The sequence below is a fragment of the Pseudomonas frederiksbergensis genome, assembly GCF_003732665.1.
GTDB classification, from domain to species: Bacteria; Pseudomonadota; Gammaproteobacteria; order Pseudomonadales; family Pseudomonadaceae; genus Aquipseudomonas; species Aquipseudomonas frederiksbergensis_G.
This window is the reverse complement of sequence record NZ_MOBP01000021.1, coordinates 251,297-278,087: the sequence shown is the minus strand read 5'-3', so window position 1 is coordinate 278,087 and position 26,791 is coordinate 251,297. Positions and strand designations below refer to the sequence as shown.

The 26,791-nt window shown below is 59.2% G+C and carries 30 protein-coding genes; 13 read left to right on the top strand and 17 right to left on the bottom strand.

All coding sequences use genetic code 11. The features are described from left to right. Window positions 1-12 precede the first annotated feature (12 nt). A complete protein-coding gene (locus BK665_RS28200; protein ID WP_123409793.1) occupies window positions 13-906 on the bottom strand; it encodes a LysR family transcriptional regulator in 894 nt (297 codons plus the stop codon). Window positions 907-1,019: 113 nt separating this feature from the next. On the opposite strand from BK665_RS28200, the gene BK665_RS28195 reads away from it, so the two are divergent. Continuing rightward, window positions 1,020-1,622, top strand: a complete 603-nt coding sequence (locus BK665_RS28195) for an NADPH-dependent F420 reductase (RefSeq protein ID WP_123409792.1) — start codon at window positions 1,020-1,022, stop codon at window positions 1,620-1,622. A gap of 208 nt (window positions 1,623-1,830) precedes the next feature. Here the strand turns inward: BK665_RS28195 and BK665_RS28190 are convergent, their stop codons facing one another. Genes BK665_RS28190 through BK665_RS28180 form a run of 3 tightly spaced genes read right to left on the bottom strand, consistent with a single transcriptional unit; the run spans window position 1,831 to window position 4,424 of the window. Then, window positions 1,831-3,012: an acetyl-CoA C-acetyltransferase gene (locus BK665_RS28190; RefSeq protein WP_123409791.1), complete on the bottom strand. Its 1,182-nt coding sequence runs from the start codon at window positions 3,010-3,012 to the stop codon at window positions 1,831-1,833. An 11-nt stretch (window positions 3,013-3,023) separates the two neighbouring features. Next, entirely contained in the window at window positions 3,024-3,689 is a 666-nt protein-coding gene (locus BK665_RS28185; RefSeq protein ID WP_123409790.1) for a CoA transferase subunit B, read from the bottom strand. 36 nt (window positions 3,690-3,725) lie between these two features. Next, window positions 3,726-4,424, bottom strand: a complete 699-nt coding sequence (locus BK665_RS28180) for a CoA transferase subunit A (protein WP_123409789.1) — start codon at window positions 4,422-4,424, stop codon at window positions 3,726-3,728. Window positions 4,425-4,674: 250 nt separating this feature from the next. Between BK665_RS28180 and BK665_RS28170 the strand changes: the two genes are divergently transcribed. Continuing rightward, the gene (locus tag BK665_RS28170) at window positions 4,675-5,565 is read left to right on the top strand and encodes a LysR family transcriptional regulator (RefSeq protein ID WP_123409787.1); all 891 of its coding nucleotides are present in this window, start codon (window positions 4,675-4,677) and stop codon (window positions 5,563-5,565) included. A gap of 162 nt (window positions 5,566-5,727) precedes the next feature. Here BK665_RS28170 and BK665_RS28165 read toward each other — a convergent pair whose 3' ends face one another. The 5 genes from BK665_RS28165 to BK665_RS28150 form a co-directional block, all read right to left on the bottom strand. Then, window positions 5,728-7,770: a S8 family serine peptidase gene (locus tag BK665_RS28165; RefSeq protein WP_221179277.1), complete on the bottom strand. Its 2,043-nt coding sequence runs from the start codon at window positions 7,768-7,770 to the stop codon at window positions 5,728-5,730. Between the two features lie 8 nt (window positions 7,771-7,778). Beyond that, window positions 7,779-7,988 carry a hypothetical protein gene (locus tag BK665_RS34650; protein WP_221179276.1) on the bottom strand — a complete coding sequence of 70 codons (210 nt, stop codon included), beginning with the start codon at window positions 7,986-7,988 and terminating at the stop codon, window positions 7,779-7,781. A 3-nt stretch (window positions 7,989-7,991) separates the two neighbouring features. After that, the gene (locus BK665_RS28160) at window positions 7,992-9,098 is read right to left on the bottom strand and encodes an AAA family ATPase (protein ID WP_123409841.1); all 1,107 of its coding nucleotides are present in this window, start codon (window positions 9,096-9,098) and stop codon (window positions 7,992-7,994) included. Between the two features lie 282 nt (window positions 9,099-9,380). Further along, window positions 9,381-10,223: an NAD-dependent protein deacetylase gene (locus tag BK665_RS28155; RefSeq protein WP_123409786.1), complete on the bottom strand. Its 843-nt coding sequence runs from the start codon at window positions 10,221-10,223 to the stop codon at window positions 9,381-9,383. Between the two features lie 125 nt (window positions 10,224-10,348). After that, window positions 10,349-11,395 (bottom strand): class I SAM-dependent methyltransferase, encoded by a 1,047-nt coding sequence (locus BK665_RS28150; protein ID WP_123409785.1) that lies wholly within the window; start codon window positions 11,393-11,395, stop codon window positions 10,349-10,351. A gap of 456 nt (window positions 11,396-11,851) precedes the next feature. Here BK665_RS28150 and BK665_RS28145 point away from each other — a divergent pair, with 456 nt between their 5' ends. From BK665_RS28145 to BK665_RS28135, 3 genes are all read left to right on the top strand, one after another. Continuing rightward, on the top strand, window positions 11,852-12,055 hold the full coding sequence (locus BK665_RS28145) for an HvfA family oxazolone/thioamide-modified RiPP metallophore (protein WP_123409784.1): 204 nt from the start codon (window positions 11,852-11,854) through the stop codon (window positions 12,053-12,055). A gap of 61 nt (window positions 12,056-12,116) precedes the next feature. Then, window positions 12,117-12,956 carry an HvfB family MNIO-type RiPP peptide maturase gene (locus BK665_RS28140; RefSeq protein WP_123409783.1) on the top strand — a complete coding sequence of 280 codons (840 nt, stop codon included), beginning with the start codon at window positions 12,117-12,119 and terminating at the stop codon, window positions 12,954-12,956. Further along, window positions 12,949-13,707, top strand: a complete 759-nt coding sequence (locus tag BK665_RS28135; protein WP_123409782.1) for an HvfC family RiPP maturation protein — start codon at window positions 12,949-12,951, stop codon at window positions 13,705-13,707. The genes BK665_RS28140 and BK665_RS28135 overlap by 8 nt, the downstream gene beginning before the upstream one ends. A gap of 136 nt (window positions 13,708-13,843) precedes the next feature. Here BK665_RS28135 and BK665_RS28130 read toward each other — a convergent pair whose 3' ends face one another. Both BK665_RS28130 and BK665_RS28125 read right to left on the bottom strand, forming a co-directional pair. After that, window positions 13,844-15,142, bottom strand: a complete 1,299-nt coding sequence (locus tag BK665_RS28130) for an ATP-binding protein (RefSeq protein WP_123409781.1) — start codon at window positions 15,140-15,142, stop codon at window positions 13,844-13,846. Further along, the gene (locus BK665_RS28125; RefSeq protein WP_123409780.1) at window positions 15,139-15,879 is read right to left on the bottom strand and encodes a response regulator; all 741 of its coding nucleotides are present in this window, start codon (window positions 15,877-15,879) and stop codon (window positions 15,139-15,141) included. Before BK665_RS28125 ends, BK665_RS28130 begins: the two co-directional genes overlap by 4 nt. 296 nt (window positions 15,880-16,175) lie before the next feature. On the opposite strand from BK665_RS28125, the gene BK665_RS28120 reads away from it, so the two are divergent. Genes BK665_RS28120 through BK665_RS28110 form a run of 3 tightly spaced genes read left to right on the top strand, consistent with a single transcriptional unit; the run spans window position 16,176 to window position 17,987 of the window. Next, on the top strand, window positions 16,176-16,439 hold the full coding sequence (locus BK665_RS28120; protein WP_123409779.1) for a DUF2790 domain-containing protein: 264 nt from the start codon (window positions 16,176-16,178) through the stop codon (window positions 16,437-16,439). A 39-nt stretch (window positions 16,440-16,478) separates the two neighbouring features. Beyond that, complete coding sequence (locus tag BK665_RS28115) at window positions 16,479-16,733, top strand: hypothetical protein (RefSeq protein WP_123409778.1); 255 nt, start codon at window positions 16,479-16,481, stop codon at window positions 16,731-16,733. A gap of 42 nt (window positions 16,734-16,775) precedes the next feature. After that, complete coding sequence (locus tag BK665_RS28110; protein WP_123409777.1) at window positions 16,776-17,987, top strand: cytochrome c biogenesis protein DipZ; 1,212 nt, start codon at window positions 16,776-16,778, stop codon at window positions 17,985-17,987. A gap of 4 nt (window positions 17,988-17,991) precedes the next feature. On the opposite strand, the gene BK665_RS28105 is transcribed toward BK665_RS28110, so the two are convergent. After that, window positions 17,992-18,990 carry an AraC family transcriptional regulator gene (locus BK665_RS28105; protein ID WP_123409776.1) on the bottom strand — a complete coding sequence of 333 codons (999 nt, stop codon included), beginning with the start codon at window positions 18,988-18,990 and terminating at the stop codon, window positions 17,992-17,994. A gap of 181 nt (window positions 18,991-19,171) precedes the next feature. Here BK665_RS28105 and BK665_RS28100 point away from each other — a divergent pair, with 181 nt between their 5' ends. Continuing rightward, window positions 19,172-19,459 carry a DUF4242 domain-containing protein gene (locus tag BK665_RS28100; RefSeq protein WP_123409775.1) on the top strand — a complete coding sequence of 96 codons (288 nt, stop codon included), beginning with the start codon at window positions 19,172-19,174 and terminating at the stop codon, window positions 19,457-19,459. Window positions 19,460-19,492: 33 nt separating this feature from the next. After that, on the top strand, window positions 19,493-20,305 hold the full coding sequence (locus tag BK665_RS28095) for a class I SAM-dependent methyltransferase (protein ID WP_123409774.1): 813 nt from the start codon (window positions 19,493-19,495) through the stop codon (window positions 20,303-20,305). Window positions 20,306-20,417: 112 nt separating this feature from the next. Here BK665_RS28095 and BK665_RS28090 read toward each other — a convergent pair whose 3' ends face one another. The 4 genes from BK665_RS28090 to BK665_RS28075 form a co-directional block, all read right to left on the bottom strand. After that, window positions 20,418-20,876 carry a GNAT family N-acetyltransferase gene (locus BK665_RS28090; protein WP_123409773.1) on the bottom strand — a complete coding sequence of 153 codons (459 nt, stop codon included), beginning with the start codon at window positions 20,874-20,876 and terminating at the stop codon, window positions 20,418-20,420. A 143-nt stretch (window positions 20,877-21,019) separates the two neighbouring features. Then, a complete protein-coding gene (locus BK665_RS28085) occupies window positions 21,020-21,406 on the bottom strand; it encodes a DUF488 domain-containing protein (RefSeq protein WP_123409772.1) in 387 nt (128 codons plus the stop codon). Between the two features lie 5 nt (window positions 21,407-21,411). Then, the gene (pcsA, locus tag BK665_RS28080) at window positions 21,412-22,134 is read right to left on the bottom strand and encodes a phosphatidylcholine synthase (RefSeq protein WP_123409771.1); all 723 of its coding nucleotides are present in this window, start codon (window positions 22,132-22,134) and stop codon (window positions 21,412-21,414) included. 320 nt (window positions 22,135-22,454) lie between these two features. Continuing rightward, the gene (locus BK665_RS28075; RefSeq protein WP_123409770.1) at window positions 22,455-22,820 is read right to left on the bottom strand and encodes a VOC family protein; all 366 of its coding nucleotides are present in this window, start codon (window positions 22,818-22,820) and stop codon (window positions 22,455-22,457) included. A gap of 162 nt (window positions 22,821-22,982) precedes the next feature. Here BK665_RS28075 and BK665_RS28070 point away from each other — a divergent pair, with 162 nt between their 5' ends. The 3 genes from BK665_RS28070 to BK665_RS28060 all read left to right on the top strand — a co-directional run bounded on the left by BK665_RS28070 (window position 22,983) and on the right by BK665_RS28060 (window position 25,639). Next, window positions 22,983-23,708, top strand: a complete 726-nt coding sequence (locus tag BK665_RS28070; RefSeq protein ID WP_123409769.1) for a tellurite resistance TerB family protein — start codon at window positions 22,983-22,985, stop codon at window positions 23,706-23,708. 309 nt (window positions 23,709-24,017) lie between these two features. Then, window positions 24,018-25,145: a saccharopine dehydrogenase family protein gene (locus BK665_RS28065; protein WP_123409768.1), complete on the top strand. Its 1,128-nt coding sequence runs from the start codon at window positions 24,018-24,020 to the stop codon at window positions 25,143-25,145. Window positions 25,146-25,147: 2 nt separating this feature from the next. After that, entirely contained in the window at window positions 25,148-25,639 is a 492-nt protein-coding gene (locus BK665_RS28060) for a DUF2269 family protein (protein WP_123409767.1), read from the top strand. A gap of 335 nt (window positions 25,640-25,974) precedes the next feature. On the opposite strand, the gene BK665_RS28055 is transcribed toward BK665_RS28060, so the two are convergent. Beyond that, a complete protein-coding gene (locus tag BK665_RS28055) occupies window positions 25,975-26,649 on the bottom strand; it encodes a DUF3313 domain-containing protein (RefSeq protein WP_123409766.1) in 675 nt (224 codons plus the stop codon). Window positions 26,650-26,791: the final 142 nt, after the last annotated feature.

The following is a 26,791-nucleotide window of genomic DNA, read 5'->3' as shown; positions in this document are numbered from 1 at the left end:
GGAACGAGCGCGTCACCCGCCAAACGCCGCCATCACAAAGTCGATAAACACCCGGGTCTTGGCTGGCATCAAGGTGCGGCTCGGGTAGTACAGCGAGATCGGCCCCGCGTCCGCGTGCCAGTCCGGCAGCAGGCGCACCAGTTCACCGCGCTGGATTTGCGTGACCACATCGGGCAACACCAGCAGCGTCACGCCGAGCCCCAGCAGCGCCGCTTCGCGCATGGCCGCCGGGTCGTTGAGGATGATGTTCTCGCTCAGCACCGCGCTGGCTTCAACGCCCCCGGCATCGCGCATCACCCACTGACGAATCCGCCCGGTGCGAATGCCGCGCATCACGATGCCTGTGTGGTTGAGCAAGTCCGCCGGGGTGACGGGCAGGGGGCGTCCGGCGAGGTAGGCCGGTGAGGCCACGGCGACGATATCCGCCGCCGCCAATTTGCGCGAGATGACCCCGGGTGTCAGTTCAAAACCCCCACCGATGGCCGCGTCATAGCCTTCGGCAATCAGGTCCACCTGGCGATTCTCGAAATGCCATTCCGGCCGGATCAAGGGATAGCGCGCCAGGAACGCCGGCAGTAGCGGCAACACATGGCCGATGCCAAAGGTCGGCGCCAGGCTGACCTTGAGCACACCCGCCGGCTCGCCACGATCACTGCTCACGGCACTGATCGCTGCCTGCAAGCCCTCAAGATTGCCGCTGATACTCGCCAGAAAACGCTCCCCGGCCTCGGTCAGGGACAGTTTGCGCGTGGAACGCTGGAACAACCGCACCCCGATATTGCGCTCCAGCATCGCCACGTTGCGACTGACCGCCGCCGGTGTCAGCGCCAGTAATCGCGCAGCGGCGGAAAAGCTGCCGGTTTCGGCGCTGCGGACAAAGGATTCGAGGTTGGCGAGGGTTTCCATGACAGGCACCTGATAGCAATGCTTGAAGATCATTCAAGCCATTACCGGCTAATCAAGTGCTAATGGCAAGCGCAGTATTCACCTCAACGACAACCCACTTGGAGTGAATAACCATGAGCACTATCGGAATCATCGGCGCCGGCGCCATCGGCTCAGCCTTCGCCCGGGCCTTGTCCCGCCAGGGCATTGAACTGGTCATCGCCAACAGCCGCGGGCCGCACACCCTGACGGCGCTGGTGCAGGAACTCGGGCCGACCGCCCGTGCCGGCACCCGCGAAGAAGCGGCGGCGCAAGACATTGTGCTGGTCGCGGTCAACTGGTCGAAATTGCCCACGGCACTGGCCGGGCTGCCGGATTTCGCCGGGCGCATCGTCCTCGACGCCAACAACTCGATTGAGGCGCCTGCGTTCAAAGCGGTGGATTTGCAGGGCCGCACCTCCAGCGAAGTGTTCGCCGAATGGGTGCCAGGGGCGCGGGTAGTGAAGGCATTCAATCACCTGGCGGCGCGGTTGCTGGAGAGCGATCCGGCGGCGGAGGGTGGCAAGCGTGTGCTGTTTCTCTCGGGCGATGATGCTGAGGCGAAAGGGCAGGTCAGTGAGCTGATCGAGCAGTTGGGGTTCTTTGGGATTGATCTTGGCGCGCTGAGTGTCGGAGCGCGGCTGGCGCAGTTCCCGGGCGGGCCGTTGCCGACGTTGAACCTGGTGAAGTTTGGCTAACGCCACACCGCAGCGCCCCGCGTAGGAGCTGCCGAAGGCTGCGATCTTTTGATCTTGATCTTAAAAAGCAAGATCAAAAGATCGCAGCCTTCGGCAGCTCCTACGGGGGGAGCGTATGGGTATGACCCGGTGCGATGTGAATCGCACCGGGGGTGTTGCCAGACAGCGAACGGATATTCGTGGGTCCCCGCACTGTCTGTTGAACGCTTTAAGCCCGTTCGATCGCCAGTGCCACGCCTTGACCACCACCGATGCAGAGGGTGGCGAGGCCTTTTTTGGCGTCACGCTTGATCATTTCATGCAGCAGGGTCACCAGCACCCGGCAACCCGAGGCACCGATCGGGTGGCCCAAAGCGATGGCACCGCCGTTGACGTTGACCTTGTCCAGGTCCCATTCCAGGTCCTTGGCCACGGCCAGAGATTGCGCGGCGAAGGCTTCGTTGGCTTCGATCAGGTCCAGTTGGTCGATGGACCAGCCAGCCTTGGACAGGCAGCGGCGAGTGGCCGATACCGGGCCGATGCCCATGATCGCCGGGTCCACGCCTGCGTTGGCGTAGGCCGCGATTTTGGCCAATACCGGCAGGCCCAGGGCCTTGGCTTTGTCGGCGCTCATCAGGATCACCGCAGCGGCACCGTCGTTCAGCGACGAAGCGTTACCGGCAGTCACCGAACCGTCCTTCTTGAAGGCCGGTTTCAGTTTGCCCAGGGACTCAGCGGTGGTGCCGGCCCGTGGCTGTTCGTCGGTGGCGAAGGACAATGGATCGCCCTTGCGCTGGGGGATCAGGATCGGCGTGATTTCATCGACAAAACGCCCGGCTTCGATGGCGGCCGTGGCTTTTTGCTGGGAGGCCGCTGCGAAGGCGTCCTGTTGTTCGCGAGTCAGGCTGTACTTCTCGGCCAGGTTCTCGGCGGTGATGCCCATGTGGTAATCGTTGAACGCATCCCACAGGCCATCGCTGATCATGGTGTCGACGATTTGTGCGTGACCCATGCGCAGACCGGTGCGCGCACCGGGCATCACGTAGTTGGACAGGCTCATGTTTTCCTGACCACCGGCGATGATCACCTCGGCATCGCCGCAGCGAATTGCCTGGGTCGCCAGGTGCAGGGCTTTGAGGCCCGAACCGCAGACTTTGTTCAGGGTCATGGCTGGCACGGTGAACGGCAGGCCAGCCTTGATTGCCGACTGGCGCGCAGGGTTCTGCCCGGCGCCGGCAGTCAGTACCTGGCCCATGATCACTTCATCGACCTGCGCCGGGTCGAGCCCGGTTTGCGCCAGCAACTGACGGATCACCGCAGCGCCCAGGTCAACGGCGGACACACCGGCCAACGCACCCTGGAAACTGCCAATCGCGGTACGGGTGGCGGCAACAATAACGACGTCTTGCATGGAATGATTCCTCACTGGGCAGCGAACTGCATTTCCGGCACGTGATCCGGCACGATCAGTTTACCGGCGGTCTTGGCGACAATTTCTTCGACGCTCACACCCGGCGCACGTTCTTTGAGAATGAACGCGCCGTCCTGGATTTCCAGATAGGCGAGGTCGGTCAGCACACGCTTGATGCACCCGGCGCCGGTCAGCGGCAGGCTGCATTGGGACAGCAGCTTGGACTCACCGTCCTTCGACGCGTGGGTCATGATCACGATGATGTTGTCTGCGCCGGCCACCAGGTCCATGGCGCCGCCCATGCCCTTGACCAGTTTGCCGGGGATCATCCACGAAGCGATGTTGCCTTGCACATCCACTTCAAAGGCGCCGAGAACGGTCAGGTCGACGTGGCCACCACGGATCATCGCGAAGGACTCGGCCGAGGAAAAAATCGACGCGCCGATCCGTGCGGTCACGGTTTGTTTGCCGGCGTTGATCATGTCGGCATCGATGGTTTCTTCCGTAGGAAACGGACCCATGCCGAGCAGGCCGTTTTCCGACTGCAGCATGACTTCCATGCCTTCGGGGATGTAGTTGGCGACCAGGGTCGGGATGCCGATGCCCAGGTTCACGTAGTAGCCGTCCTGCATTTCGCGGGCGACGCGTTGAGCCATTTGTTCGCGGGAAAGTGCCATTGTTGTTATTCCTTCATTCGGTCCGGGGGCAGGGGATCACTTACGCACGGTGCGCTGTTCGATGCGCTTCTCGAACGTGCCGCAAATAATCCGGTCGACGTAGATGCCAGGGGTGTGGATCTGCGACGGGTCCAGCTCGCCGGGTTCGACGATTTCTTCGACTTCGACCACGGTGATCTTGCCGGCGGTGGCGGCCAGCGGGTTGAAGTTCTGGGCGGTGTGGCGATAGATGACGTTGCCGAAATGGTCGGCTTTCCAGCCTTTGACGATGGCGAAGTCGCCGGTGATGGACTCTTCCATCAGGTACTTGCGACCGTGGAATTCACGCACTTCCTTGCCTTCGGCGACCGGGGTGCCAACGCCGGTGGCGGTAAAGAAGGCCGGGATGCCGGCACCCCCTGCGCGCATTTTTTCGGCGAGGGTGCCTTGGGGGGTCAGGTCGACTTCGATGACGCCGCTGAGCAGTTGCTCTTCGAACAGTTTGTTCTCGCCGACGTAGGAGGCCACCACTTTGCGAATTTGCCGGTCTACCAACAGCACGCCGAGGCCGAAACCGTCGACGCCGCAATTGTTGGAAACCACGGTGAGGTCGCGGGTGCCTTTGCGCTTGATCTCGGCGATGAGGTTTTCCGGGATGCCGCACAGGCCAAAGCCGCCGGCGATCACGGTCATGCCGTCTTCAAGACCTGCAAGGGCTTCCTCGTAGGAACTCACGCGCTTGTCGAAACCTGCCATATGCACCTCTTTTATTCTTTATGGGCGGCTGGCTAGCCGTAGTGGGAAGGAGTGTCGCGCTGGCATATTCATTTGTTAAGTTGATTTTTAAGGTTGATTGATAGATAAAACTCACCAATCAACCCCCCTGTAGGAGCTGCCGAAGGCTGCGATCTTTTGACTTTGATCTTTTGTGATCTTCAAACCGCCGAAAATCAAGATCAAAAGATCGCAGCCTGCGGCAGCTCCTACGCAACCGGAGCGAAGCGAGATGACCGTCAAGCAAATCCGCGCCTTCCTGGCCGTGGCCCAGAGCCTGAGTTTCGCCGTGGCCTGCGAGCGGTTGCACCTGTCGCAATCGGCGCTGAGCCTGACCATCAAGGCCCTGGAAGAAGGCCTGGGTGGGCGCCTGTTCAGCCGCAACACGCGCAACGTTGCGCTGACGCCTGAAGGTGAATCCCTGGTGCCGCTGGCCCGGCGCCTGATTGCTGACTGGGACAACGCCGAAGACGAACTGCGCCAGCGCTTCACCCTGCAACGTGGTCGCGTGACCGTTGCGGCGATGCCGTCGTTTGCCGGCAACCTGCTGCCGCCCATCCTCAAGACCTTCCGCGCGCGCTACCCGAAAGTCAACGTCACGGTGAACGACGTGATCAACGAGCAGGTACTGGAAATGGTCCGCGACCGACAAGTGGAACTCGGCGTGTCGTTCGAACCGGCCCACAGCACGTCGCTGGAGTTTACGCCGTTGTACATCGACCGGTTTGTCGCGGTGGTGCCCCATGATTCAGCGCTGGCGCAACGGGACGATATCGATTGGCAGACCTTGTTGAAGGAGCCGTTCATCACCTTGCAACGACCGTCCACGGTACGGGTGATGCTCGAAGAACACCTGCAGGCCCGGGGCATGAAGTTGCCGGTGGAGTTTGAAAGCCATCAACTGGCGACGGTGGGGCGGATGGTCGCCAGTGGTCTGGGCGTGAGCGCGGTGCCGGCGCTGTGCGTGCGGCAGATGCAGGAACTGGGGGCGCACTGCCTCACCTTGCGCGACCCGGTGGTGGAGCGGGCGATTGGCGTGCTGACCAAACCGGGGCATGAACTGTCGGCGGCGGCGCAGGCGTTGTTTGATATTCTAAAAGGAGAGAGTCTCTATACTCGCTAGCTCCTATTAATATAGTACAAATATTTAAGGGTCTTTATTTTGTTGATGTATACGTATTTTTTATGCTGATTGTGAAGCATGTTGCACTTTTTGGGGGCTAAGATTTTGTGTGTTTTGGTTGGGGGTGAGTAGCGTCCTTGCTACTGCATCTTCATTGTGTTGTTAACTGTTTCCCCCTACATGTACGTCGATGCTTTGTTCAATAATAGCGCTTTCTACCGATGTCCCGAGGCGGCTTGTCATCGTGTTGTATATACTGGACCCCTCTACGGCTCCTTCAAAGCTAAGCACAAATGCAACTTCTTGTTCTGCGAGATCGTGATGGCTGTTTAATTGAAATTGGTAAAGATCTCGAGTGTATATTCGGGCATGAAGTCGCAACGAATTCATATCCATTGATTTTCCCGAAAAAGGGGACGCGTGACGACGAATCGGGCTCCATTTTGCTAATTCGCTTCGTGCGTCAACTTCCTTGTCCTTGGACTCTTTCATAGAGCCTAATAGGTTTATTGTTTTTCCAGATGTTGAAGTCGCTTGTAGCGCAACTTGTAATCTCGTAGAGAAGTAGTTGGCCCCACCAAGCTCTGATACAACAGGTTTGATGATGGCAGTTAGGGATGCTTTCCCTTTTAATTTGCCGTCTACGATCATTTCAGCGGGAACTGGGATTTCATTCCAGTAATACGCTACCCCAGGTTTTAATCTTGATACCCACGCTAGAGTGACTGTTCCATCTTTACAAAGCCAAGGAAGACTGTCAGGAGACCATGGAGTTCCCCAGCCTAGATCGTTACTATGTATCGTTCTTTCTGCGCCGTTTATTAGCAGAGCTCTAACCAAGTCTGGAGTAGGGCTTTTTAGGTTTAGAAATGTGTGAGAGGCCAGTGAGGACATTAATGCAGCACTGTAGCTCGTTCCAGTATTTGTCACTCCACCAATCATTCGGAGGTGCGAAAACCAAGACAGGTCGGGTTTTTTCATTCCGCCAGGAGCCGGTCCTCTTAAGCTGACGGGGCATCCTGTACTCGGTTCACCAGTAGGGCTTGCTACTCGACCGCTTACTGTTATCGCGGCCTCACAATCGGCTGGAGGGCAGAGCAGCGAGGCACCGGTTCCTGATTTATTTCCTATAGATATGATCGGTAAGATGCCGAATTCGCGTGATATTTTATTTATTTCGTGTCCTAGAAAACTGATCTCATCCGGATTTGAGGATGGTAACATTTCATTGAAAGATAGATTCCAAACCTTAGATAGATCTTTTGTTTCTTTTGCAACCTCTCGGAGGTAGTCAAGAAACTGATCTTGAGTCGGTTGCTTTGAAACTCCACTTTTCGTAATCGCTTGAGCTGTGACAAAACGGCATGCTAGTTCAGGAAGAATTAAATTATTATTCCACGCATGACCTTGACATACTAGCGATGTGATCTGGTTTCCGTGGATTTGGTTTGCTGAAAAATCATCAACCAGTGGTGGCGCAGACCATACTTCTAAGGGTTTGTAGCTTCTGGCCGAGTTGCCGCCATCTACAATTACAACTACCGGTAGATTACTAATTCCTCTGGTCGGAATAGTAGGTTCCTTACCATCACCGGGAGGTGTTGAATTCGAGAGAATTCGCGAAACTGGTTCGATTCGGTAAGCAGAACCGGACGCTGCTATATACTTTAAGTCATCTAGGCTTTTGATTTCAGCAGAGAAGGAAGCAGTCCCGGTTTTAATGTAAGTCTCAAGAATTCTTACAAGACTCCCGTCGATAGGATGACCTGATTGAGTTGTTCTAGTTGGACGATCTCTATTGAAAGGATTTGCGAAGCTTTCATCGCCAAATATTATTTTTTTCTCAATGTAAAGCTCAAGAATTTCGCGAGCAACAGATTGTCTTGCAGTTGCATCAGTGAATGGGAGTAGCCAGAATACAAATTGGTGCGGTGTTCCTGAGGCGTCATCAATCCAAAGGCCGTCGATATTTTTATTTCGTAGTGTTTCGCTAGCATCAAATAATTTGACTGATTGTATTCTCGATATATCTACTTTATCCACAATAGAAGTGGCTGTTTTTATGTGTTTTGCCATGAGTTCAAGGCTGTCAATGTTTGCCTCAATAAGATATCCGTCAAAGGCAGTCGCAACAATTCTACAGCCAAATTCACTGCTGAATATATCTTTAGGTGTCCAGGAAGGTGCGTGTGAATCATCAAACATTCGTGCAATTAAGTGTGTTTACTAGCGTGTGCCTTGATATTGTTCTTCTGATTAAATATACCTTCGAAGCTTGAAGATAATAAAGTGCGTTGCTGAGCTAATCTTGAATTTACTATCCCTTTCGCACTTTTTCCGCCGCCGGTAACTGCCGAGGGCGAAGGCGCTCTCAAAAAAGATAAGACGGGATTGAGCAAAGAATTTCCTTTTCCGCTAGGCATGATTTATTCCTTCAAATAGCTCGCTATGGTTTGGCGGCTTACGGCCAGTATTTTTGCTAGATCTACTTTGCTGACACCATGTTTTGAATTTAGCATGCAGGCTATGTCTTTTTTCTCTGCATTGTCTAACTCAGCTCCAGATGGAAGTTCAGCGTTTCCGGGTGAGCTAGAGATTACTGCCTTAATCACCGATCCAATATTTATCTCACAGTTCAAAAGTATACTTTTACGACGTGCGCCTATGGATATACTCTCAATGTCAGCACCACTTAACCCTTCCGAAAGTTCAGCAAGTACTTTGGCTGTCTGTTCATTTCCATTGTCCATGAAAAGGAAGTGGTGCCAAAGTTCGCTGCGAATTTCTAGTTCAGGAAGGTTGAACTTGATTTTGTATGGGAATCTACGCCAGATTGCGGGGTCTAGAAGGCCCGAGTGGTTAGTAGCTGCAATCACGATAGTATGATCATCTAAGGAGTCCAATCCTTGTATTAGAGTGTTTACAACCCTTTTTAACTCTCCTACTTCGTGATTGTCATCTCTGAGTTTTGCTACAGCATCTACTTCGTCAAGAAACAAAATTCCATTTTTTGTAGGTACGTACTCAAAAATTTGGCGAAGGTTTTTGGCGGTGTCTCCTAGCATTGAAGAAATGACGGAGTCTAAGCGCACAACATATAGCGGTCTGTTTAGTTGCGCAGCCAAATGTCCCGCAATCAGCGTTTTTCCAGTGCCTGGTGGTCCAGACAAAAGCATGTTGAGACGCCCAGCTAAACCGTGGCTGATCAAGCGATCAATGTTTACGATATCGGTGATGAACGTATCAAAAACGCATTTCGCATCTTTATTTAGAAAAAGAGGACTGACTGGCCACTGATGTTCTTCTACAAGCGCCATTCTAGACTTGGCATCAACGGGCAGATTTTCCATGTACCCGGAACTTCTTAGTGGAACTCCCTTTCGTCGCAAAATCGATTTTATTTTTTTTGCGAACTCAACATCTTGGACGCTAATGCTTTTTGCGATGCGGTTGCTAATGGCACGAACATCAGAATAGTTTGCTTCCAGTGATGCTTCTATCAAAGCAATAATATCTGTTTGTTCGACCTGCATATTCACTTCTACCTCCATTACCCACCCATAGGGCACTCAATGTGCGTGAGTGTTAAGCGTTTTAATGGTTTCGTCAATGAAAGTGAAGAAAATGTTAACCAAAATACGTTTTTTGGTGGGCGAACGAAAGATGTGAAGCGGCTAGGGACAAAAAATCATCGATGGAGTATCTGTCCGCAGGCGATCTCAATCTACGCACATGATTCCATTCGCTGGTGTCTTGCTCAGATTGATCGCAAATGTAACGCCCCTGCGCCATTCTTAAGCGAGGTATGGGAACAATCATCGGGATAGGCGTTGTGTCAGCAGGGGTAACAGCTGTTCGCAAGACGCCTCGATCTTCATCTGCAAAATGTCATCCGCCCGGGTCTTGCCCAGATTAATCGCAATCAACGGTTTCCCCTGATCCACCACCGCCCGACACAACCTGAACGCCGAATACGCCATCAACGACGACCCCACCACCAGCAACCCCGCCGCTTGCTCAACCGCCGCCATGGCCCTGGCCGCCGTCACCTGTGCGACGTTCTCGCCAAAAAACACTACGTCCGGTTTCATCCGTTCTTCGCCGCAGTGCGGGCAGTGCGGCACCTGGAACCGTGCTTCGAACGCCGGGTCGAGCAGGGTGTCGCCATCCGGCGCCTGCATCGCATCCACGCCGGCCAGGTACGGGTTCTGGGTTTCCATCAGGTGCTGGATCGCGTCCCGTTCGCTGCGCTGGCCGCAATCCAGGCACAGCACCCGGTGCAGGCTGCCGTGGAGTTCGATCACGTCGTGGCTGCCGGCCTGGTCGTGCAGGGTGTCGACGTTCTGCGTGATCAGCCCGCCGATCTGCCGTGCACTCTGCAAACTGGCCAGCGCTTCATGGGCCGCGTTGGGACTGGCCAGGCGCACTCGCGGCCAACCGAGCATCGCCCGCGCCCAGTAACGGCGTCGGGATTCGGCGGCGGCGAGGAATTCCTGGTACATCATCGGTTGCCGGCCACGGCGTACGCCCTGGTTGTCGCGGTAGTCCGGAATGCCCGACGGCGTGCTGATCCCGGCGCCGGTCAGGACCGCGAACGGCTGGTCGGCCATTAACTGCTGAAGTCGGTCGAGTTGTTCGCGGATGGGGCTGTCGAGCATGTTCAACACTCCGGGAAGGCCTTGAGTGTTCGCAGAGTAGCATTTGCCGATCACCCTGTAGGAGCAAGGCTTGCCCGCGATGGCGATATCAAGAACGCCATCGCGGGCAAGCCTTGCTCCCACAATTATTTCCGCGCTTCAAGAATCAGGTTGAACGGCGTTTCCGTGGCCCGGCGGAAATGCTTGAACCCGGCCTCGGTGAACACCTTGCGCAACCGCGCCTCACCGGCCTGGGCGCCGAGGCCGAGGCCGACTTCCTGGGACAGTGAGTTGGGCGTGCAGATAAAGGTCGAGGCCGCGTAGAACAGACGTCCCACCGGGGTGATGTTGTCGTCGAGGGCATCGTTGGCGTAAGGCTCCACCAGCAGGACCGTGCCGTCCGGTTTCAGCGAATCGTAGGCGTGCCGCGCCGCGCCCACCGGGTCGCCCATGTCGTGCAGGCAGTCGAAATAGCAGACCAGGTCATAGTCGGTGCCGGGGTAGCTTTTTGCCGTGCCCTGGAAGAACCGCGCCCGTCCAGACACGCCTCCGGCTTCGGCCCGTTGCGTGGCCACCGTGACAGAGGGGGCGTGGTAGTCGAAGCCGACGAACCGCGAATCCGGGAACGCCTGGGCCATGATCACCGTCGAGGCGCCGTGGCCGCAGCCGATGTCCGCGACTTTGGCGCCGGCCTCCAGTTTGGCCACCACGCCTTCGAGTGCCGGCAACCATTCGGCCACCAGGTGCGCCCTGTAGCCCGGGCGGAAGAAGCGTTCCGTGCCGCTGAACATGCACGGATGGTGTTCGCCCCAGGGCAGGGCGCCGTTGCCGCGGAAGGCGCTGATCAGTTTGTCCTTGTCATGGAAAAACGAGGCGACCACGCCGATACCACCGGCGATGTACACCGGTGAGTCTTCGATGGCCAAGGCCAGGGCTTGTTCTTCGGGCAGGCGGAACTGGCCGTCCTTGTGCTCCATGTAACCGGAAGCGGCGTGGGCGCTGAGCCATTCGCGCAGCAGGCGAGGGTGGCAACCGGTCTTGGCGGCGAGGGTTTCGGGGCTGATTGGCTGACTGTCGGCCATGGCCCGGTACAGGCCCAGTTCTTCGCCGAGAATGACATTGGCCAGCATCGCCGCGCCGCCCATGTCGTTGACCAGTTGGCCCATGAAATCGTTGAGTCTGGCCTCGTCCATCACGTGTGCTCCTGTGGCAGGATCACGGTCCAGAGGCCGGGTGGGTCGAGGCATGCACCCCTGGGCGGTGGTCGTGGGAATGGACAGGACGATGACCCTCGTCCTGCGTGCGTTAAGTCTAGTTCGGGCGCCGTGCACTGCGGCGCGGGGCGACGAAAGCTACATGCCCTGACGACACCATTCCATGTAGGAGCGAGGCTTGCCCGCGAAGGCGCAGTGTCAGCCGACATCAATGCTGGCTGGGCCGGCCTCTTCGCGGGCAAGCCTCGCTCCTACAGGGGGCGGCGTTGGTATCACAGTGTATCCAGGCGCCCTCTCGATACAGAATTCACCAACACCACCCACCACCGAACACAGTCCCGATACACCCCCGCGATTAACTCTGACTACCGGCTGGCGCTGAGCCCTCAACGCCAGAAACCGGTTCACCGTTTACCCGTCGCAGGAGTTTCACCCATGTTCAATTTCACTAAAGTTTCGTCCCTGGCCATCGGTCTGGCCCTGGTGGGCGGTCTGGGCCTGTCCACCGCCGCCTCGGCGTTGACCATGACCGACCTGGCGTCGGGTTACAGCCAGGCCCAGGCCTCTGCCGACACGGCCAAGGACTCCGCGGAAGGCAAGTGTGGCGAAGGCAAGTGCGGCAGCGCCACCGAGTCCTGAGACGCTTGGTCGGGGCGCCGCGAGGCGCTACCGCTCTTTTCCACCGGACGAGATCGACATCATGCAGACCTCTGATTTATCCACCAAGGCCAGCGTCGGGCTCGGCCTGCGTCGCGGTTTAATGAAAGACCTTCAGGTCGCACCGGCCGGCAGTTTCGACTTTCTGGAAGTGGCCCCGGAAAACTGGATCGGCATTGGCGGCGCCCATGGCGCGGCGCTGCGTGACCTGGCCGAGCGCTATCCGCTGTCCTGTCACGGCTTGTCCCTGTCCCTGGGCGGGTCGGCGCCGCTGGACGTCGGGTTTTTGCAGGAAGTGCGGATTTTTCTCGATCACTACAACGTGCCGCTGTACAGCGAGCACCTGAGTTATTGCAGCGATGACGGGCATCTTTATGACCTGCTGCCGCTGCCGTTCACCGAAGAAGCGGTACATCACGTGGCCGCGCGTATTCGTCAGGCCCAGGACATCCTTGGCCGGCGGCTGGCGGTGGAAAACGTCTCCTACTACGCCGCGCCCCGGCAGGACATGGACGAACTGACCTTCACCAACGCCGTGCTGCGCGAAGCCGATTGCGACCTGTTGCTGGACGTTAACAATGTGTACGTGAATTCGATCAACCACGGGTTTGATCCGCAGGCATTTCTGGCGGGTATCGATTCCGGGCGCGTGGTGGCGATGCATGTGGCGGGGCATTTCGATGAGTCCGATACCTTGAAAATCGACACCCATGGGGCCTCGGTGAAACCGGTGGTGTGGTCGTTGCTGGCCGAGGCCTACGCCCGGTTTGGCGCGCAACCGACGCTGTTGGAGCGTGACTTCAACTTCCCGGCGTTTTCGGAATTGGTGGCCGAGTTGCAGACCATTCGCCGTTTGCAGAGCGTGGAGGTAAACCGTGGATAAGCCTTCGTTGCATCAACAGCAGGATGCCCTGACCCGGTATCTGCGCGACCCCGAACACTGCGCACCGCCGGCCGAGATGGATGCCGGGCGGGTGCAGGTTTATCGGGACCTGGTGTTCAACAATCTGTCGTTGTTGCTCAGCGGCACGTTCCCGGTGCTGGTGAAGATTCTGGGGGATGAGGATTGGCGCTCACTGGTGCGGATCTTCCTGCGGGACAATCGCGCACAGACGCCGAAATTCGGTGAGATCGCCAAGGAGTTTATCGAGTTTCTCGCTGCTGGGTCCCAGGGCTTGGATGACGGAATTTGGCCCGCGTTCATGGTCGAACTGGCGCATTACGAGTGGGTTGAAATGGCGTTGCAACAGAGTGATGACGAACCGTTGCCGAGCAGCGATCCGGCGTTGCTGCTGGCGCGGCCGCTACAGGTTTCACCGCTGGCCTGGCCATTGGCGTACGGCTGGCCGGTGCATTTGCTGGGGCCGGATTACCAGCCTGAGGCTGTGCCGGATCAGCCAACCTTGTTGCTGGTTCGACGGACTGAAGACTGGAGTGTGAAATTCTCCGAACTGAGCCCGTTGGCGTGGCGGTTGTTGCAGCGGATTGAAGAGTTTGCGCTGCTGGATGGCCGGGCGCAGTTGGAAGGCCTGTCGCAAGAGGCCGGCGCGGCTGGATCGCAGGAATTTATGGAGAACGGACTGGCGTTACTGCGCCAGATGCATTCAGAAGGCGTGCTCGGCGTCCTGGCTTAAACGCACCCCCCCCAAAAAACGACCGGTATCCCTGTGGGAGCGGGCTTGCTCGCGAAGGCGGAGTGTCAGCGGACATTGATGTTGGCTGTGCCGGCCTCTTCGCGGGCAAGCCTCGCTCCTACGGGGAGTGTGGTGGTTATCGGGCTGCTGGCAACTTGAGTTCTGCGCATAGGCCGCCGCCTTCTCGGTTGCTCAAGGTCAATGACCCGCCAATCGCCAGGGCCAATTGTTGTGCGATGGCCAATCCCAATCCGGTGCCGCCGGTGCTGCGGTTGCGGGAGTTTTCTACGCGATAGAACGGTTCCATCACGTGCTTGAGTTCTTCCTCGGCAATCCCCGGCCCACGGTCCATGACGCTCACTGACAAGCTGCCATCAGCCTTCGCTTGCACCTGCAATTCAGCGGCGCCGGCGAATTTCAGGGCGTTGTCGGTCAGGTTCACCAGCACCCGGCGCAGGGCGTGGGGGCGGGTGTCGATGACGGCAGCGGTTTTGCCGCTCAGTTGCACGTCTTTGCCCATGTCCTGGTAATCGAACACCAGGCTGTCGAGAAACGAATCCAGATCCGTGCGCCGACTTTCCTCAGTCGCACCATGAACGCTGCGGGCATAGGCCACGCCTTCGCGCACCAGATGTTCCATCTCACCCAGGTCATTCCACAGTTTGTCCTTCTCGCTGGAGTCGTCCATGAATTCGGCGCGCAATTTCATGCGGGTGATCGGGGTTTGCAGGTCGTGGGAAATCGCCGCCAACAGTTGCATGCGTTCTTTCAAATAAGCCGCAATCCGCGCCTGCATGGCATTGAACGCCCGGGCGGCGTAGGCGACTTCGGTCGGGCCTTTTTCGTCCAGGTGCACTGCGTGGGTGTTGGGGTCCAGGGTTTCCACCGCCGTGGCGAGGCGGGTGAGGGGGCGGATGGCGATGCGCACGGCCAGCCAGGTGCAGGCGAGCATCAGCGCCAATTGGCCCAGCAATACGATAGGCAGCCATGGCGACAACGGCACCATGGCCGGACGCACATCGATGGTCACCGGGCTGCCGTCCGCCAGTTTCAGGTGCACCTGAAAATGCTTCTGCGGGCCGGGGATGTCGGTCACGGTCATCGGGTAATCCTTGCCGATGGCGTCCTTGATCGACGTCACCGCGATGGGCGTGTCATGCATGGCGGTGCCCGGCGAGCCGGCGTCCAGCAAATAGCGGTAATTGCGCCGTTCCAGTTGCTGCAGCCAGCCTGGGCGTTCTTCAGCGGGCAAGCGGTCGAGGATGGCGATGGACGTCGACACATCGGTTTCCAGATTGCCGAGCATGGTGTTTTTCGCGCTTTCGTAGCGCTCGTAATACTGCGCGCCGAAGGACAGCGCCTGGGCGAGGATCAAACCGATCAAAAAAATCAGCGACAGGCGTGAAGCCAGGGTGCGCGGCCAATGCAGTTTCATGAAGAGGCACCCAGCACTTCCACCGGCAGGGAGAACACGTAACCCTCGCTGCGCACGGTCTTGATATAGGCCGGCTCCCGGGCATCGTCGAGCAGGCGCTGGCGCAAGCGGCTCACCAGCAAATCGATGGAGCGGTCGAACAGGTCGGCGTCGCGGCCCTGGGTCAGGTTCAGCAACTGATCGCGGTTGAGCACCCGTTGTGGATGATCGAGGAACACCCGCAGCAAGCGGTATTCCGCGCCGCTGAGGGCGACCATGGTGCCGTCGGTGTCGAGCAGGTGCCGGGCCGAGGTGTCCAGGCGCCAGCGCCCGAACGCCAGCAGGCGACCGCTTTCGGTAACCACCAGGTTCGGCGGCAGCATGCGGGTGCGGCGCAGTACGGCGTTGATCCGAGCGAGCAGTTCACGGGCGGCGAAGGGCTTGACCAGGTAATCGTCGGCGCCCATTTCCAGGCCGATGATGCGATCGGTCTCGTCGTTGCGTGCGGTCAGCATCAGCACCGGCGTGGCTTTGTGTTTGCCGGCGCGCAACTCGCGGCACAGCAGCAGGCCATCGTCCCCCGGCATCATGATGTCGAGCACGATCAGGTCCACCGGCGTGGTTTCCAGAAATGCGCGCATCTGCCGCCCATCCGCCACCACCGTGGTGCGCAGGCCGTTTTTCTTCAGGTAGTTGCCTACCAGTTCGCGAATTTCGCGGTCGTCGTCGACGATGAGAATGTGATCGACATGTTCCATTGACGCAAACCTCTGATAGGTGGATTGTCGCGCAGTCTATCGAGCCTTGGCCCGTTCGCCTGCTGCCCTTTGTATTGCAGTGTATCTGGCGCATGGACGGATACACGCCGAAGCAAAAACATGAGTTTTCAGGGATTTTGTATCGCTGTGTATCAAGCGGCGACTTTGATACGTAACGATTTACTCAAGGCTTTTCCCGACACAGACGGGATACCTCCCAGGCTTTTAATAGGTTCCATCGAGGCACACCAACCCGCCTCGGACCAACCAATTATCGAAGCCTTGAGGGAACCACCATGAACACCAAAGCCATCTACGCCGCTTGCCTGTTTGCCGCCCTGAACATCTGCACCTTGTCGGCCCGAGCCGAAGCCGATGTCACCCCGCAAACCTACACCTACGGCACGCATCTGGACATCCAGAAAGTGGTGTCGCTGACCCAGGACAGCGGACCTTCCTGCGGGATTGTAAATGCCCGGCTCACCTATCTGGATTCCCAGGGCAAAACCCACGCCCTGGACTACAGCAAGTTTTCCGATGACTGCCATGACGGTAACTGAGCCGCTCTCTCAATCCCACTTTGAAACAGGAAGAACATCATGAACAACGTAAGCCGCTATTTGACCGCCATTGCCTTCTCCGTTGCCGGCGCCGCTGCCCATGCCAATGGGGCGGTTGAACAGAATAGCTGTGGCAGTACGACGTGCTTTCAACTGACGCCGGTGGCGCAGAAGGATGGCAATGGTTTCCTCGCCGAGGACGGCTACAGCCGCACGCCCCAGGGGCAATTGGTGACTGAGAACGGTGCCAGCCATACGCCCCAAGGGCAAGTTCTGGAGAGCCAGACGGCTTGACCTGGTGTGGTGCCCCCCAATCCGATTTCAAAGGTAACCCCCATGTTCCTCATCGCATTCCTCGGCGGCATTCTCACCGTCCTCAGCCCTTGCATCCTCCCGGTTGTGCCGTTCCTGTTTGCCGGTGTCGAGCGCACTCGCTCTTCGATCCTGCTGACCCTCGGCGGCATGGTCCTGACCTTCGCCCTGATCTCCAGCCTGGCGGTGGTCAGCAGCGAATGGGTGGTGCAGGCCAACAACACCGGTCGCCACGTGGCGTTGATCGTGATGGTGCTGTTCGCCCTGTCGCTGATTTCCGCCCGAATCGGCGGCTGGCTGGCGCGTCCGTTCGTGGTGCTGGGCAATCGCCTGGACCCCAACACCCGCAAAATGTCCGGCCCGCTCAGTTCGCTGATGATTGGCGTCGCCACCGGTCTGCTCTGGGCGCCGTGCGCCGGGCCGATCCTCGGCGTGATTCTCACCGGCGCCATGCTGCAAGGCGCCAACGCACAAACCAGCCTGTTGCTGGTGGCTTACGGCCTGGGCAGTGCGTTGTCCCTGGGCACTTTGATCTTCGCCGGTCGCGGCCTGGTCAATCGCTTGAAAGCGTCGATCCCGGTCACCGGTTGGTTGCGCCGTGGGGCGGGTGTTGCGGTGTTGGCAGCGGCGGCGGTGATCTCCACCGGTGCTGACAAAACCCTGCTGGCCGGCACCTCGTCCGAAGGCGTCAGCAGCATTGAGAAAGGCGTATTGGAAAACGTGCCGAAAGTGGTCGATTACTTCGTCAGCAAGGTCAAGGCCGACACGTCGATGGACAACGCCCAAGGCGCCATGCCATCCCTCAACGGAGCCGTGGAATGGCTGAACTCGCCGGCCCTGACCAGCGAATCCCTGAAAGGCAAAGTGGTGCTGATCGACTTCTGGACCTACGACTGCATCAACTGCCAGCACACCCTGCCGTACGTGAAGGACTGGGCGAAGAAATACGAGAAGGACGGTCTGGTGGTGATTGGCGTGCACACCCCGGAATATGGCTTTGAGCGCATCATCGATAACGTGAAAGACCAAGTGAAAAAACTCGGCATCACCTACCCGGTGGCCATCGACAACAACTACGCAATCTGGCGCAACTTCGACAACCAGTATTGGCCCGCCCACTACCTGATCGACGCCAAGGGCCAGGTGCGCTACACCCACTTTGGCGAGGGTCGCTACGACACCCAGGAGCAGATGATCCAGCAACTGCTGCAAGAGGCCAAAGCGCCGGCAGCGTAAGGCTTCAACGCAATGGCTCACAGGTTTCGGACCCGTGGGCCATTGTTTTTTCACCCTGATGACGCCGCCATGCCGCCGGTGGCGCTCCAAATTCGCGGCGAAAGGCGCGGCTGAATGCCGTGTCGGTCTGGTAACCCACTTCCTCGGCGATCCGCGCCAATGAGGTGTTGCTTCGGCGTAACAGGTTGGCCGCCAGCAGCATCCGCCATTGGGTCAGGTACTGCATCGGCGAGATGCCCACCAGTTGCTGGAAGCGTTCGGCGAGGACCGATCTTGAGGTGCAGGCGGTGCGTGCCAGTTCTTCCAGGGTCCAGCAATGACCGGGGTTCTTGTGCAGTGCGTTGAGGGCGCCGCCAACGATCCGGTCGCCGACGCCGGCCAGCCAACCGGTGCGACCTTCGGCCTGTTCGTTCATGTACAGGCGCAACACCTCGATGAACAGCACCTCGGCCAGTTTCGCCAGCACACCTTCGCCACCCGGCCTGGGCGATCGCGCCTCGGCCAGGGCGTAGCGCACCGAGGATTCGAGCCACATACCGGCATTGGAACCGCGCACATTGACCCGGATCACCGCCGGCAACCCCGTCAGCAGCATGCCCGCCAACCGCGTATCGCACGCCAAATAACCGCAGACCAGACGCGTGACGGCGCCGCCACCGCCATAACTCAATTGCCGCGGACGACGCGCCAGCACCACGTCCAGCCGCGAACCCTTGGCCGGCGGAACGCCCGGGGTCGAACACATGCGATGGGCATCGCCCTGGGGAAAAACCACCACATCGCCGGCGTTGAGCAGCAGCGGTGGATCGTCGCCGAGTTCGACATAGCATTCGCCTTCGGTGATCAAGTGGAATATCACCACTCGCTCGGCGCCGGGCTCCAGGAATGGCGCGGCGGTGTCGGCGCTTGGCGACTGGTAGCACCAGGGCGCAGTGAAACGGGCGTTAATGAAAATCGCGCCGACCAGATGGACCACGCGCAGGGTTTGCGAGAGGGCGTCCATGGTGATTTCTCGTAGGGACGGATCTTTTGAGTGTGAGCCCTTCGTCGCGCCGCGTGAAACCTCCGGACGATCGGACAGTGTTGGCCGACGATCGGGCAGGACGCAGGCCCGCGCTGGCGCGATAGTTGATGCACGGGGTCACTGCCGGCCCTGTACCGATAACAAGAAAAGAGAGGTTGCCATGCCGAAGTTCGTCATAGAGCGGGAAATCCCCGGCGCCGGAGCACTGTCGGATCGGGATTTGAAAGCCATCTCGCAGAAATCCTGCCGGGTGTTGCGCGAGTTGGGACCGGATGTCCAGTGGCTGCAAAGTTACGTCACCGGCGACAAGATCTATTGCGTGTACATCGCGCCCAACGAAGAGCTGATCCGGGAACATGCCAGGCAGGGCGGCTTTCCGGCCAACAGCGTGTCACGGGTGATGAACATCATCGATCCCACCACGGCGGAATCCTCCGTCAGCGCCTGATCCGTGTTCCAACCCGCGAGGGAGCCACACTTGATGAGTACACCTATTGATCTTACTGCCCTGAAAAACCGTCAGATGGCCGCCTGGGCCAGTGGCGACTACGCCGTGATCGGCACCACGTTGCAGATTGTCGGCGAGCAACTGGCCGAGGCCTGCGACCTGCGCTGCGACGAGCAGGTGCTGGACGTCGCCGCCGGTAACGGCAATGCCACGCTTGCTGCGGCCCGCCGAGGCTGTCTCGTCACCTCCACCGACTATGTGGCGGCGTTGCTCGAACGCGGTGAAGACCGCGCCCGTGCCGAACGGCTGGAGGTGATTTTCCAGGTGGCCGATGCCGAAGCGCTGCCGTTCGACGATGCGAGTTACGACGCGGTGCTGTCGACCTTCGGCGTAATGTTCGCGCCGGACCAGGCCAAGGCTGCGAGCGAACTGGCAAGGGTCTGCCGCCCGGGTGGGCGCATCGGCCTGGCCAACTGGACGCCGGAAGGGTTTGTCGGCCAGATGTTCAAAACCCTCGGCCAGCACCTGCCACCCCCTGCCGGGGCCCAACCGCCGTCGAACTGGGGCAATGAAGCCTGGTTGCACACCCACTTCGACGACCACGATTTCCTGACCCAGGTCACGCGCCGAACCTTCAACTTCCGCTACCGCTCGGCCGCACACTTCATCGACATCTTCCGCAACTGGTATGGCCCGGTGCACAAGGCCTTTGCCGTACTGCCAGCGGACGGCGCCGCGGCCCTGGAAAAGGACTTCACCGCGCTGCTGAACAACATGAACCGGGCAGGAGAGTCGTCGCTGGTGGTGCCGAGTGAGTACCTGGAGGTGGTGATCACACGGCGTTGAAAACTGGCAACACAGCGCCAATGTGGGAGCGGGCTTGCTCGCGAAGGCGGAGTGTCATTCAGCATTTATATTGACTGGTGCACTGCCATCGCGAGCAAGCTCGCTCCCACAGTTAATCCGGTCTCAAACCTTTCTCCATGACGATCGTGCGCTCGGCGCCATGGAATTCATCGCGGACTTTTCGAAAGCCCAGCCTTAAGTAAAAGCCTTCAGCGGTAATGGAAGCGGGCACGCGCAAGACTTTGATATCGGCGTCGCGGGCGATGGATTCGAGGGTTGCCATGAGTTGTCTGCCGAGTCCGACGCCTTGATGCTCAGGATGAACGAATACGCTGCGGATAACGTCGTGATCGAGGCTGGCGGTGGCGACGACCTGACGATCAATGGTCGCCACGAACACCTGGCGTTGACTCATCAACGTGAGAATGGAATCGACTGAAAAGCTTTTCTCGACCTGCGCAATGACATCGGGCGGGTAGTCCTGGGCGTTGGATTGGCGCAGGGACTGGAGGATGACCTGGCTGATGGCGGTAGCGTCTTGCGGGGTAGCGCGTCGGACCTGGCTATTCACGTTGTCACCTCTCCTTGTGACTGGCACACCACAATCACTGTAGGAGCAAAGCTTGCTCGCGAAGGCGGCAGTAAATTCAATAGCAAAATGACGGTAAGGACGCCATCGCGAGCAAGCTTTGCTCCTACAAAGAGCGTCGGTGCCTAGATTATTTGGGCGCCCCGCACTTGCAGCAGTTCGCGCAATACCGAGCGGTGACAATGCGCCTCTTCCTCGCAATAACACCCCACCGCCAATGCCGTTTGATGGGACAACGCCGCCAACAGATCCAGCAAGTGGCTGGGCGCAGGCTGGTTCATCTCAGCCTTGAACTTGCGCTTGAAGAGGTCCCAGGCTTTGGCATCTTCAGCCGCTTTGGCTTCGGCCACCAGTTCCGGGCTGGGGGACAGCAGCGGTTGCCAGACGTCATAGAAATCACGGCTGGCAAACTCGGCTTTTGGTACACCCCGAGGCGGGCGGCGTACCGTACCGATGCGCAGGCCTTCATCGGGCGTGCGCGGTGAGCCGAGCCTGACGATGCGGATGGCCATGGCAGTTACTTGTGGCGCGAGCCGTCAAACCACTCCATTGCCGTGCGCCAGATGCAGATACCCAGGAAGTACGCCGACATCAGCAGCCAAAGGCCCATCACCATCGGGTTGATTACCGGGTGGTTGACCACCAGCGACAGACTGCACAGCAACCAGATAGCGGTCACGGCGATGTTGATCGGCATGAACCGGCGCACGCGGAACGGGTGGAGGAATTTCATCCGGGTCACGGTCAGCAGGGCCAGACCGATGACGGTGAGCAGCGTGATCCACGGCGACGGGCCGATGATATAGAGGCACAACGCGACCACGTTCCACGCGGCGGGGAAGCCCTGGAAGTAGTTGTCCTTGCTTTTCATGTTGACGTTGCAAAAGCAGAACAGTGACGAGACCAGGATCAGCGACACGGTCAGCAGCAATGTGTAGTCCGGCAACGGAATGTAGCGGTAGATGAACAGCGCCGGGATGAACACGTAGGTCAGGTAGTCGATGACCAGATCGAGGATCGAGCCGTCGAAACTCGGCAGCACCGATTGCACATTGACCTTGCGCGCCAGTGCACCGTCGAGGCCGTCGACGATCAGCGCCACGCCCAGCCACAGCAGGCAGTGGGTGGCCTGGTTTTCCAGCAGGGCGAGGGTGGCCAGAAAGGCAGTGACCACGCCGGTCGCGGTAAAACCATGGGCGCCCCATGCTTTGAGCCTGGCAATGTGTAAGGTCGATATCACGGGGGCGTTCTCCAAAAAGTGAAGCAAGCCAGTCAGCACCCTTCTATTGGGGGCGTCGGCAAACCGGGTCGGGTTGCAGGTATCGACCGGAAAAGCGGGGTTAAGGTTCACCATCTATGAATCTTAGCTGTCCCGCAAAAAAATACTTCGGAGAAATTTGCATGGCTGGTGGCCGGGATTGGCGTCTCGGCCACCCTAAAACCCTGTGGGAGCGGGCTTGCTCGCGAAGGCGGGGTGTCAGCCAACATCAATGTTGAATGTGCCGGCCTCTTCGCGAGCAAGCCCGCTCCCACAGGGGCAGTGTGAGTTTTGAAGATCACTCAGCGGGGGTAGAACACTCGCAGCCGATGGTCATCCGGGTCAAGCGCCACAAAGGTGCGGCCGAAATCCAGGTCGGTGGGTGGTTGCAGGATGCTCAGGCCCAGGCTCGACCATTGGCCGAATAGCGCATCGACTTCTTCAGCGGACTCCACCGGGAACGCCAGCTCCATGCCGCCGCCGGTCATCGCCACCGCCGGTTCCGCGGTGTGCCGCGACCACAGCCCCAGTTTGTAGCCGCCCTCCAGCACGAACAGGGCGAAGGTCTGGGATTCTTCCACGGGTTTGAGGTCCAGCAGGAATTCATAGAACCGTGCGCTGACGGCGGGGTTTTCGACGAAAAGCAACAGGTAGCGAGGCGTGATCATGGGACTGCTCCGTGGTAAGTCGGTGCAGCATAAGAGCAGGCACTGTCAGTTTCTGTCAGTAGTGTGAGTCGGCCAAACGGCGCTGGCGCTATTGCCCGCCGGGACTATTGTTGCGTGACGGCATCAAGCTTCTTTGAACAACTCCTAATAGAGGACGTCGTCATGAACACCAGCGATTTGCTCGAACAACTTTTGCGGGCCGGCCAGGGCTCGATGTCGCAGCAGGGCGGCGGTGCTGTGCCGTCCCAGGGAGGTTTGGGCGGTCTCGGCGGATTGCTCGGCGGTCTGCTGGGCGGTGGCGCCGGGTCGAGTGGCGGTGGCGGTGGGCTGGGGGGCTTGCTGGGTGGTTTGCTGGGCGGTGGTTCACCGTTGGGTGGCTCGACCCGGACCCGATCTTCCGGCGGCAACCAATACGCGGCGCTGGCGTCCCTCGGGATGATGGCATTCCAGGCCTATCAAACCTGGCAACGCAATCAGGCTTCTGCTCCGCAACAGGCACCGCGCACCGTGGACCTGCTGTCCGGCCCGGAAGTCGAGGACCACAGCCACGCCGTGTTGCGCGCCTTGATCGCCGCGGCCAAGGCTGACGGCCGGATCGACGACACTGAGAAACAGATGATCAGCACTGAAATCGGTCGCCATACCGACGATCCGCAGTTGCAGCAATGGCTCGACGACGAAGTCGCCCGGCCACTGGATGCCGCTGATGTCGCCAGGTCCGCCACCAACCCGGCCATCGCCGCGGAAATGTACCTGGCCAGCGTGATGGTGGTGGACGACCAGCAAGACGCCGAGCGCAACTACCTGGATGAACTGGCGGCGGCGCTGAAGATTGATCCGCAGTTGCAGGTGCATCTGGAACAGCAGGCCAAGGGTGGCGCGGTTTAGCGCCCGACTCAGACCCTGCGGCGACAGACAGGCCGCCTTCGCGAGCAAGCCCGCTCCCACAGTGGAATGCAGTTCCTTGTGGGAGCGAGCCTGCTCGCGAAGGGGCCGGCACATCCAATATTGATGTTGGCTGACACTCCGCCTTCGCGAGCAAGCCCGCTCCCACAGTGGAATGCGGTCCCCTGTGGGAGCGGGCTTGCTCGCGAAGAACGATAACGCGCACTACCTGCCGAAAAATCCCCTCCTGCCCACTCACTCGATCCCTTAGAATCGCGCCTCGGTCGCAAAGATGATTCAGGGAAGCAACACATGACACTCAAGGTATTGGTGATCGGCGGCTACGGAAATTTCGGCAGTATTGTGTGCCGGCATCTGGCGCTGATGCCGGGGATTGACCTGGTGATCTCCGGGCGCGACCCGCGCAAGTTGTCGGCCCAGGTCGAGGCGTTGAAAGCGCTGTCCGGCAAGACCTGTGAAGGCTGGTGCGGTGATGCCATGGGCGCCGGTTTCAAGTCGGCCCTGGATACGCTCGGCGTTCAACTGGTGGTCCACACCGGCGGCCCGTTCCAGGGACAGTCCTATGCGGTGGCCGAGGCGTGCATCGACGCCAAGGTGAATTACTGCGACCTGGCGGACTGCCGCACCTTCGTCAACGGCATCGGCGTGCTGGACACCAGGGCCAAAAACGCGGGCGTGGCGGTGCTCAGCGGGTGCAGCTCGGTGCCGACGCTGTCGTCCGCGATCATCGACCAGCACCGCTCACGGTTTAAGCGCATCGACACCATCGAACACGGCATTTCCTCCTCGGCCAAGATGCCAGGGCTGTCCACCGTTGCCGGGGTGTTGGCCTACGCCGGCAAACCGATCAAGCAACTGAAGGACGGCCGGGTACACGAAGTACCGGGCTGGCAAGACCTGACCCTGCGCAAGATGCCGCTGATGGGCACGCGAGTGCTGGCCAACGTCGATGTGCCGGACATGGATATCTTCGCCGCCCGCTACGGCGCCCACACCTTGCGCTTCAAGGCTGGCGCGGGGCTCAAGCTCGGCGGCGTGGCCAATTATCTGCTGGCCGAGGCCCTGCGCCGGGGGCTGGTGCGCGACTTCGCACCCTGGGCCGCGCGGTTGCACCGTTGGGGCCTGTGGTTCGAAGGTTTTGGCGACGGCAAAAGTGCGATGTACATCGACGTCGAGGGGCTTGGCCTGGACGACCAGCCGCTGTCCATGACCGTGCAACTCACCGCGTTCAACGACAAAGGCCCGCAGATCCCCAGCTGCGCGGCCGTTGCCCTCGCGGCGAAAATGCTCCAGGGCTATGTGCCTGAACCCGGCGCTCGGCCTTGCGTGGGTGAAGTCAGCGTCGACGAATACATGGCCGCGATCAACGACCCGGACAACTTGCAACTGTCCGTGCGCTTTTCCGACGGGCAGGGCTGAACATGCTCTACCTCGGCCTCAAATACGCCCACATCATCGCCGCGATTTTCCTGTTCGGTTTCGGCATGGGTTCCTACCTGTACCTGATCGCCGCCAGCCGCACCGCCAACCCGCTGGTGATCGCCCATGTGGCACGGATGGTGGTGCGGTTCGACACCTGGATCACCACGCCGGCCGGCTTCCTGCAAATCCTCACCGGGTATGGCCTGGTGAAACTCAGCGGGCTGCCCCTGACCACCGAATGGGTACTGACGGCGCTGGTGATCTTCCTCTGCACCGGGGCGCTGTGGTTGCCGGTGCTGGTGCTGCAAAAGCGTTTGCACGGGTTGGCGTTGAGTGCGGTCGAGACGGGGCAGGGACTGGCTGATGAGTATCACGCCATCTATCAAAAGTGGTTCTGGATGGGGGTGCTCGGGTTTCTCGGGATGTTTGTGATTGTGCTGATCATGGTCACCCGGATGACACCGGGGCAGTGGGTGGCGATGGTGGGATAGGGGAAGACAGACCATTTTCTGTTCTGACATACCGCCTTCGCGAGCAAGCCCGCTCCCACAATGGAATGCGGTCCCCTGTGGGAGCGGGCCTGCTCGCGAAGAGGCCGGCACAGTCGATATTGATGCTGGCTGACATACCGCCTTCGCGAGCAGGCTCGCTCCCACAATGGAATGCGGTCCCCTGTGGGAGCGGGCTTGCTCGCGAAGAGGCCGGCACAGTCGATATTGTTGCTGGCTGACATACCGCTTTCGCGAGCAGGCTCGCTCCCACAATGGAATGCGGTCCCCTGTGGGAGCGGGCTTGCTCGCGAAGAACGATGACTCGGTCTACCTGATCAGCGGATAAACGCCTGCAAATCCGCCGTCAATTTGTTGATGGCCGCTTTGAAGTCATTGGTGGTGATCTTCTGGCTCGAGTTCTTCAGTTGCTCGCCAAATACCTTGCGCACGACTTTGGCCATGATCTGGTTGTTGCTGGCGTCCACCAGTTCGGCTTCCAGGAAAAGCGTCGTGTCCTGGCTGCGATGGCCGGAAGCGGCACTCACCCCGCCAACCACCGCGGCGACCGGCACCACCTCATACCATTGCATGCCTTCGTTGGATGCGGTGACGCCGGTGATCGCCGCCCGTACCACCAGGGTTTTCGAGCCCGCCGGAGCCTTTTTGGCGCTGGGCACCACGCGGTATTTCTGGCCAAGCACACCCTTGGCGCTGTTGGTCATATAGGTCTGCAATTCTTCCAGGGTGCGCTGGTCGACCCGTTCGTTGGGCTTCGGCGCCGGATACAGCTCCAGCTTCATGAACGCCACGGTGTCGTAGGCGTTGGGATTCCACGACGGGCTGACCCAGCGCATGGCTTTCTCGCCACTGGGGGTGGTCACTTCCTGAAGGTTGTTGTAGTTGGGCAGGAAGCCCGAGTACTGCTCCTTATCGGTGACTTTGGAGGTACAACCGCCCAACAACAGGCTGGCCAGCGCGGCGCCGATTAACAGGTTTCGGGACAGGTTCATGGTGGTGGGTGCTCCGTGGGGGTAGTCGTTATTTTTTTGATAACGGTAGTTCAAAAACGCCGGAGCATGGGATGGACACAGTAGTGGCCTTTCAGTAGCATTTCGCGCTTTTCCACTACGCTAAAAGCGTTCAAGGACGATG

What these genes read in the sequence shown, in the direction of transcription:
- BK665_RS28110 (WP_123409777.1), top strand. Translation starts at nt 16,776, where the DNA reads ATGTTCCTCATCGCATTCCTCGGCGGCATTCTCACCGTCCTCAGCCCT.
- BK665_RS34650 (WP_221179276.1), bottom strand. Translation starts at nt 7,988, where the DNA reads ATGCCTAGCGGAAAAGGAAATTCTTTGCTCAATCCCGTCTTATCTTTT.
- BK665_RS28160 (WP_123409841.1), bottom strand. Translation starts at nt 9,098, where the DNA reads ATGCAGGTCGAACAAACAGATATTATTGCTTTGATAGAAGCATCACTG.
- BK665_RS28190 (WP_123409791.1), bottom strand. Translation starts at nt 3,012, where the DNA reads ATGCAAGACGTCGTTATTGTTGCCGCCACCCGTACCGCGATTGGCAGT.
- BK665_RS28060 (WP_123409767.1), top strand. Translation starts at nt 25,148, where the DNA reads ATGCTCTACCTCGGCCTCAAATACGCCCACATCATCGCCGCGATTTTC.
- BK665_RS28130 (WP_123409781.1), bottom strand. Translation starts at nt 15,142, where the DNA reads ATGAAACTGCATTGGCCGCGCACCCTGGCTTCACGCCTGTCGCTGATT.
- BK665_RS28180 (WP_123409789.1), bottom strand. Translation starts at nt 4,424, where the DNA reads ATGGCAGGTTTCGACAAGCGCGTGAGTTCCTACGAGGAAGCCCTTGCA.
- BK665_RS28145 (WP_123409784.1), top strand. Translation starts at nt 11,852, where the DNA reads ATGTTCAATTTCACTAAAGTTTCGTCCCTGGCCATCGGTCTGGCCCTG.
- BK665_RS28185 (WP_123409790.1), bottom strand. Translation starts at nt 3,689, where the DNA reads ATGGCACTTTCCCGCGAACAAATGGCTCAACGCGTCGCCCGCGAAATG.
- BK665_RS28115 (WP_123409778.1), top strand. Translation starts at nt 16,479, where the DNA reads ATGAACAACGTAAGCCGCTATTTGACCGCCATTGCCTTCTCCGTTGCC.
- BK665_RS28100 (WP_123409775.1), top strand. Translation starts at nt 19,172, where the DNA reads ATGCCGAAGTTCGTCATAGAGCGGGAAATCCCCGGCGCCGGAGCACTG.
- BK665_RS28140 (WP_123409783.1), top strand. Translation starts at nt 12,117, where the DNA reads ATGCAGACCTCTGATTTATCCACCAAGGCCAGCGTCGGGCTCGGCCTG.
- BK665_RS28075 (WP_123409770.1), bottom strand. Translation starts at nt 22,820, where the DNA reads ATGATCACGCCTCGCTACCTGTTGCTTTTCGTCGAAAACCCCGCCGTC.
- BK665_RS28105 (WP_123409776.1), bottom strand. Translation starts at nt 18,990, where the DNA reads ATGGACGCCCTCTCGCAAACCCTGCGCGTGGTCCATCTGGTCGGCGCG.
- BK665_RS28095 (WP_123409774.1), top strand. Translation starts at nt 19,493, where the DNA reads ATGAGTACACCTATTGATCTTACTGCCCTGAAAAACCGTCAGATGGCC.
- BK665_RS28195 (WP_123409792.1), top strand. Translation starts at nt 1,020, where the DNA reads ATGAGCACTATCGGAATCATCGGCGCCGGCGCCATCGGCTCAGCCTTC.
- BK665_RS28165 (WP_221179277.1), bottom strand. Translation starts at nt 7,770, where the DNA reads ATGTTTGATGATTCACACGCACCTTCCTGGACACCTAAAGATATATTC.
- BK665_RS28200 (WP_123409793.1), bottom strand. Translation starts at nt 906, where the DNA reads ATGGAAACCCTCGCCAACCTCGAATCCTTTGTCCGCAGCGCCGAAACC.
- BK665_RS28155 (WP_123409786.1), bottom strand. Translation starts at nt 10,223, where the DNA reads ATGCTCGACAGCCCCATCCGCGAACAACTCGACCGACTTCAGCAGTTA.
- BK665_RS28070 (WP_123409769.1), top strand. Translation starts at nt 22,983, where the DNA reads ATGAACACCAGCGATTTGCTCGAACAACTTTTGCGGGCCGGCCAGGGC.
- BK665_RS28055 (WP_123409766.1), bottom strand. Translation starts at nt 26,649, where the DNA reads ATGAACCTGTCCCGAAACCTGTTAATCGGCGCCGCGCTGGCCAGCCTG.
- BK665_RS28085 (WP_123409772.1), bottom strand. Translation starts at nt 21,406, where the DNA reads ATGGCCATCCGCATCGTCAGGCTCGGCTCACCGCGCACGCCCGATGAA.
- BK665_RS28125 (WP_123409780.1), bottom strand. Translation starts at nt 15,879, where the DNA reads ATGGAACATGTCGATCACATTCTCATCGTCGACGACGACCGCGAAATT.
- BK665_RS28170 (WP_123409787.1), top strand. Translation starts at nt 4,675, where the DNA reads ATGACCGTCAAGCAAATCCGCGCCTTCCTGGCCGTGGCCCAGAGCCTG.
- BK665_RS28065 (WP_123409768.1), top strand. Translation starts at nt 24,018, where the DNA reads ATGACACTCAAGGTATTGGTGATCGGCGGCTACGGAAATTTCGGCAGT.
- BK665_RS28150 (WP_123409785.1), bottom strand. Translation starts at nt 11,395, where the DNA reads ATGGACGAGGCCAGACTCAACGATTTCATGGGCCAACTGGTCAACGAC.
- BK665_RS28120 (WP_123409779.1), top strand. Translation starts at nt 16,176, where the DNA reads ATGAACACCAAAGCCATCTACGCCGCTTGCCTGTTTGCCGCCCTGAAC.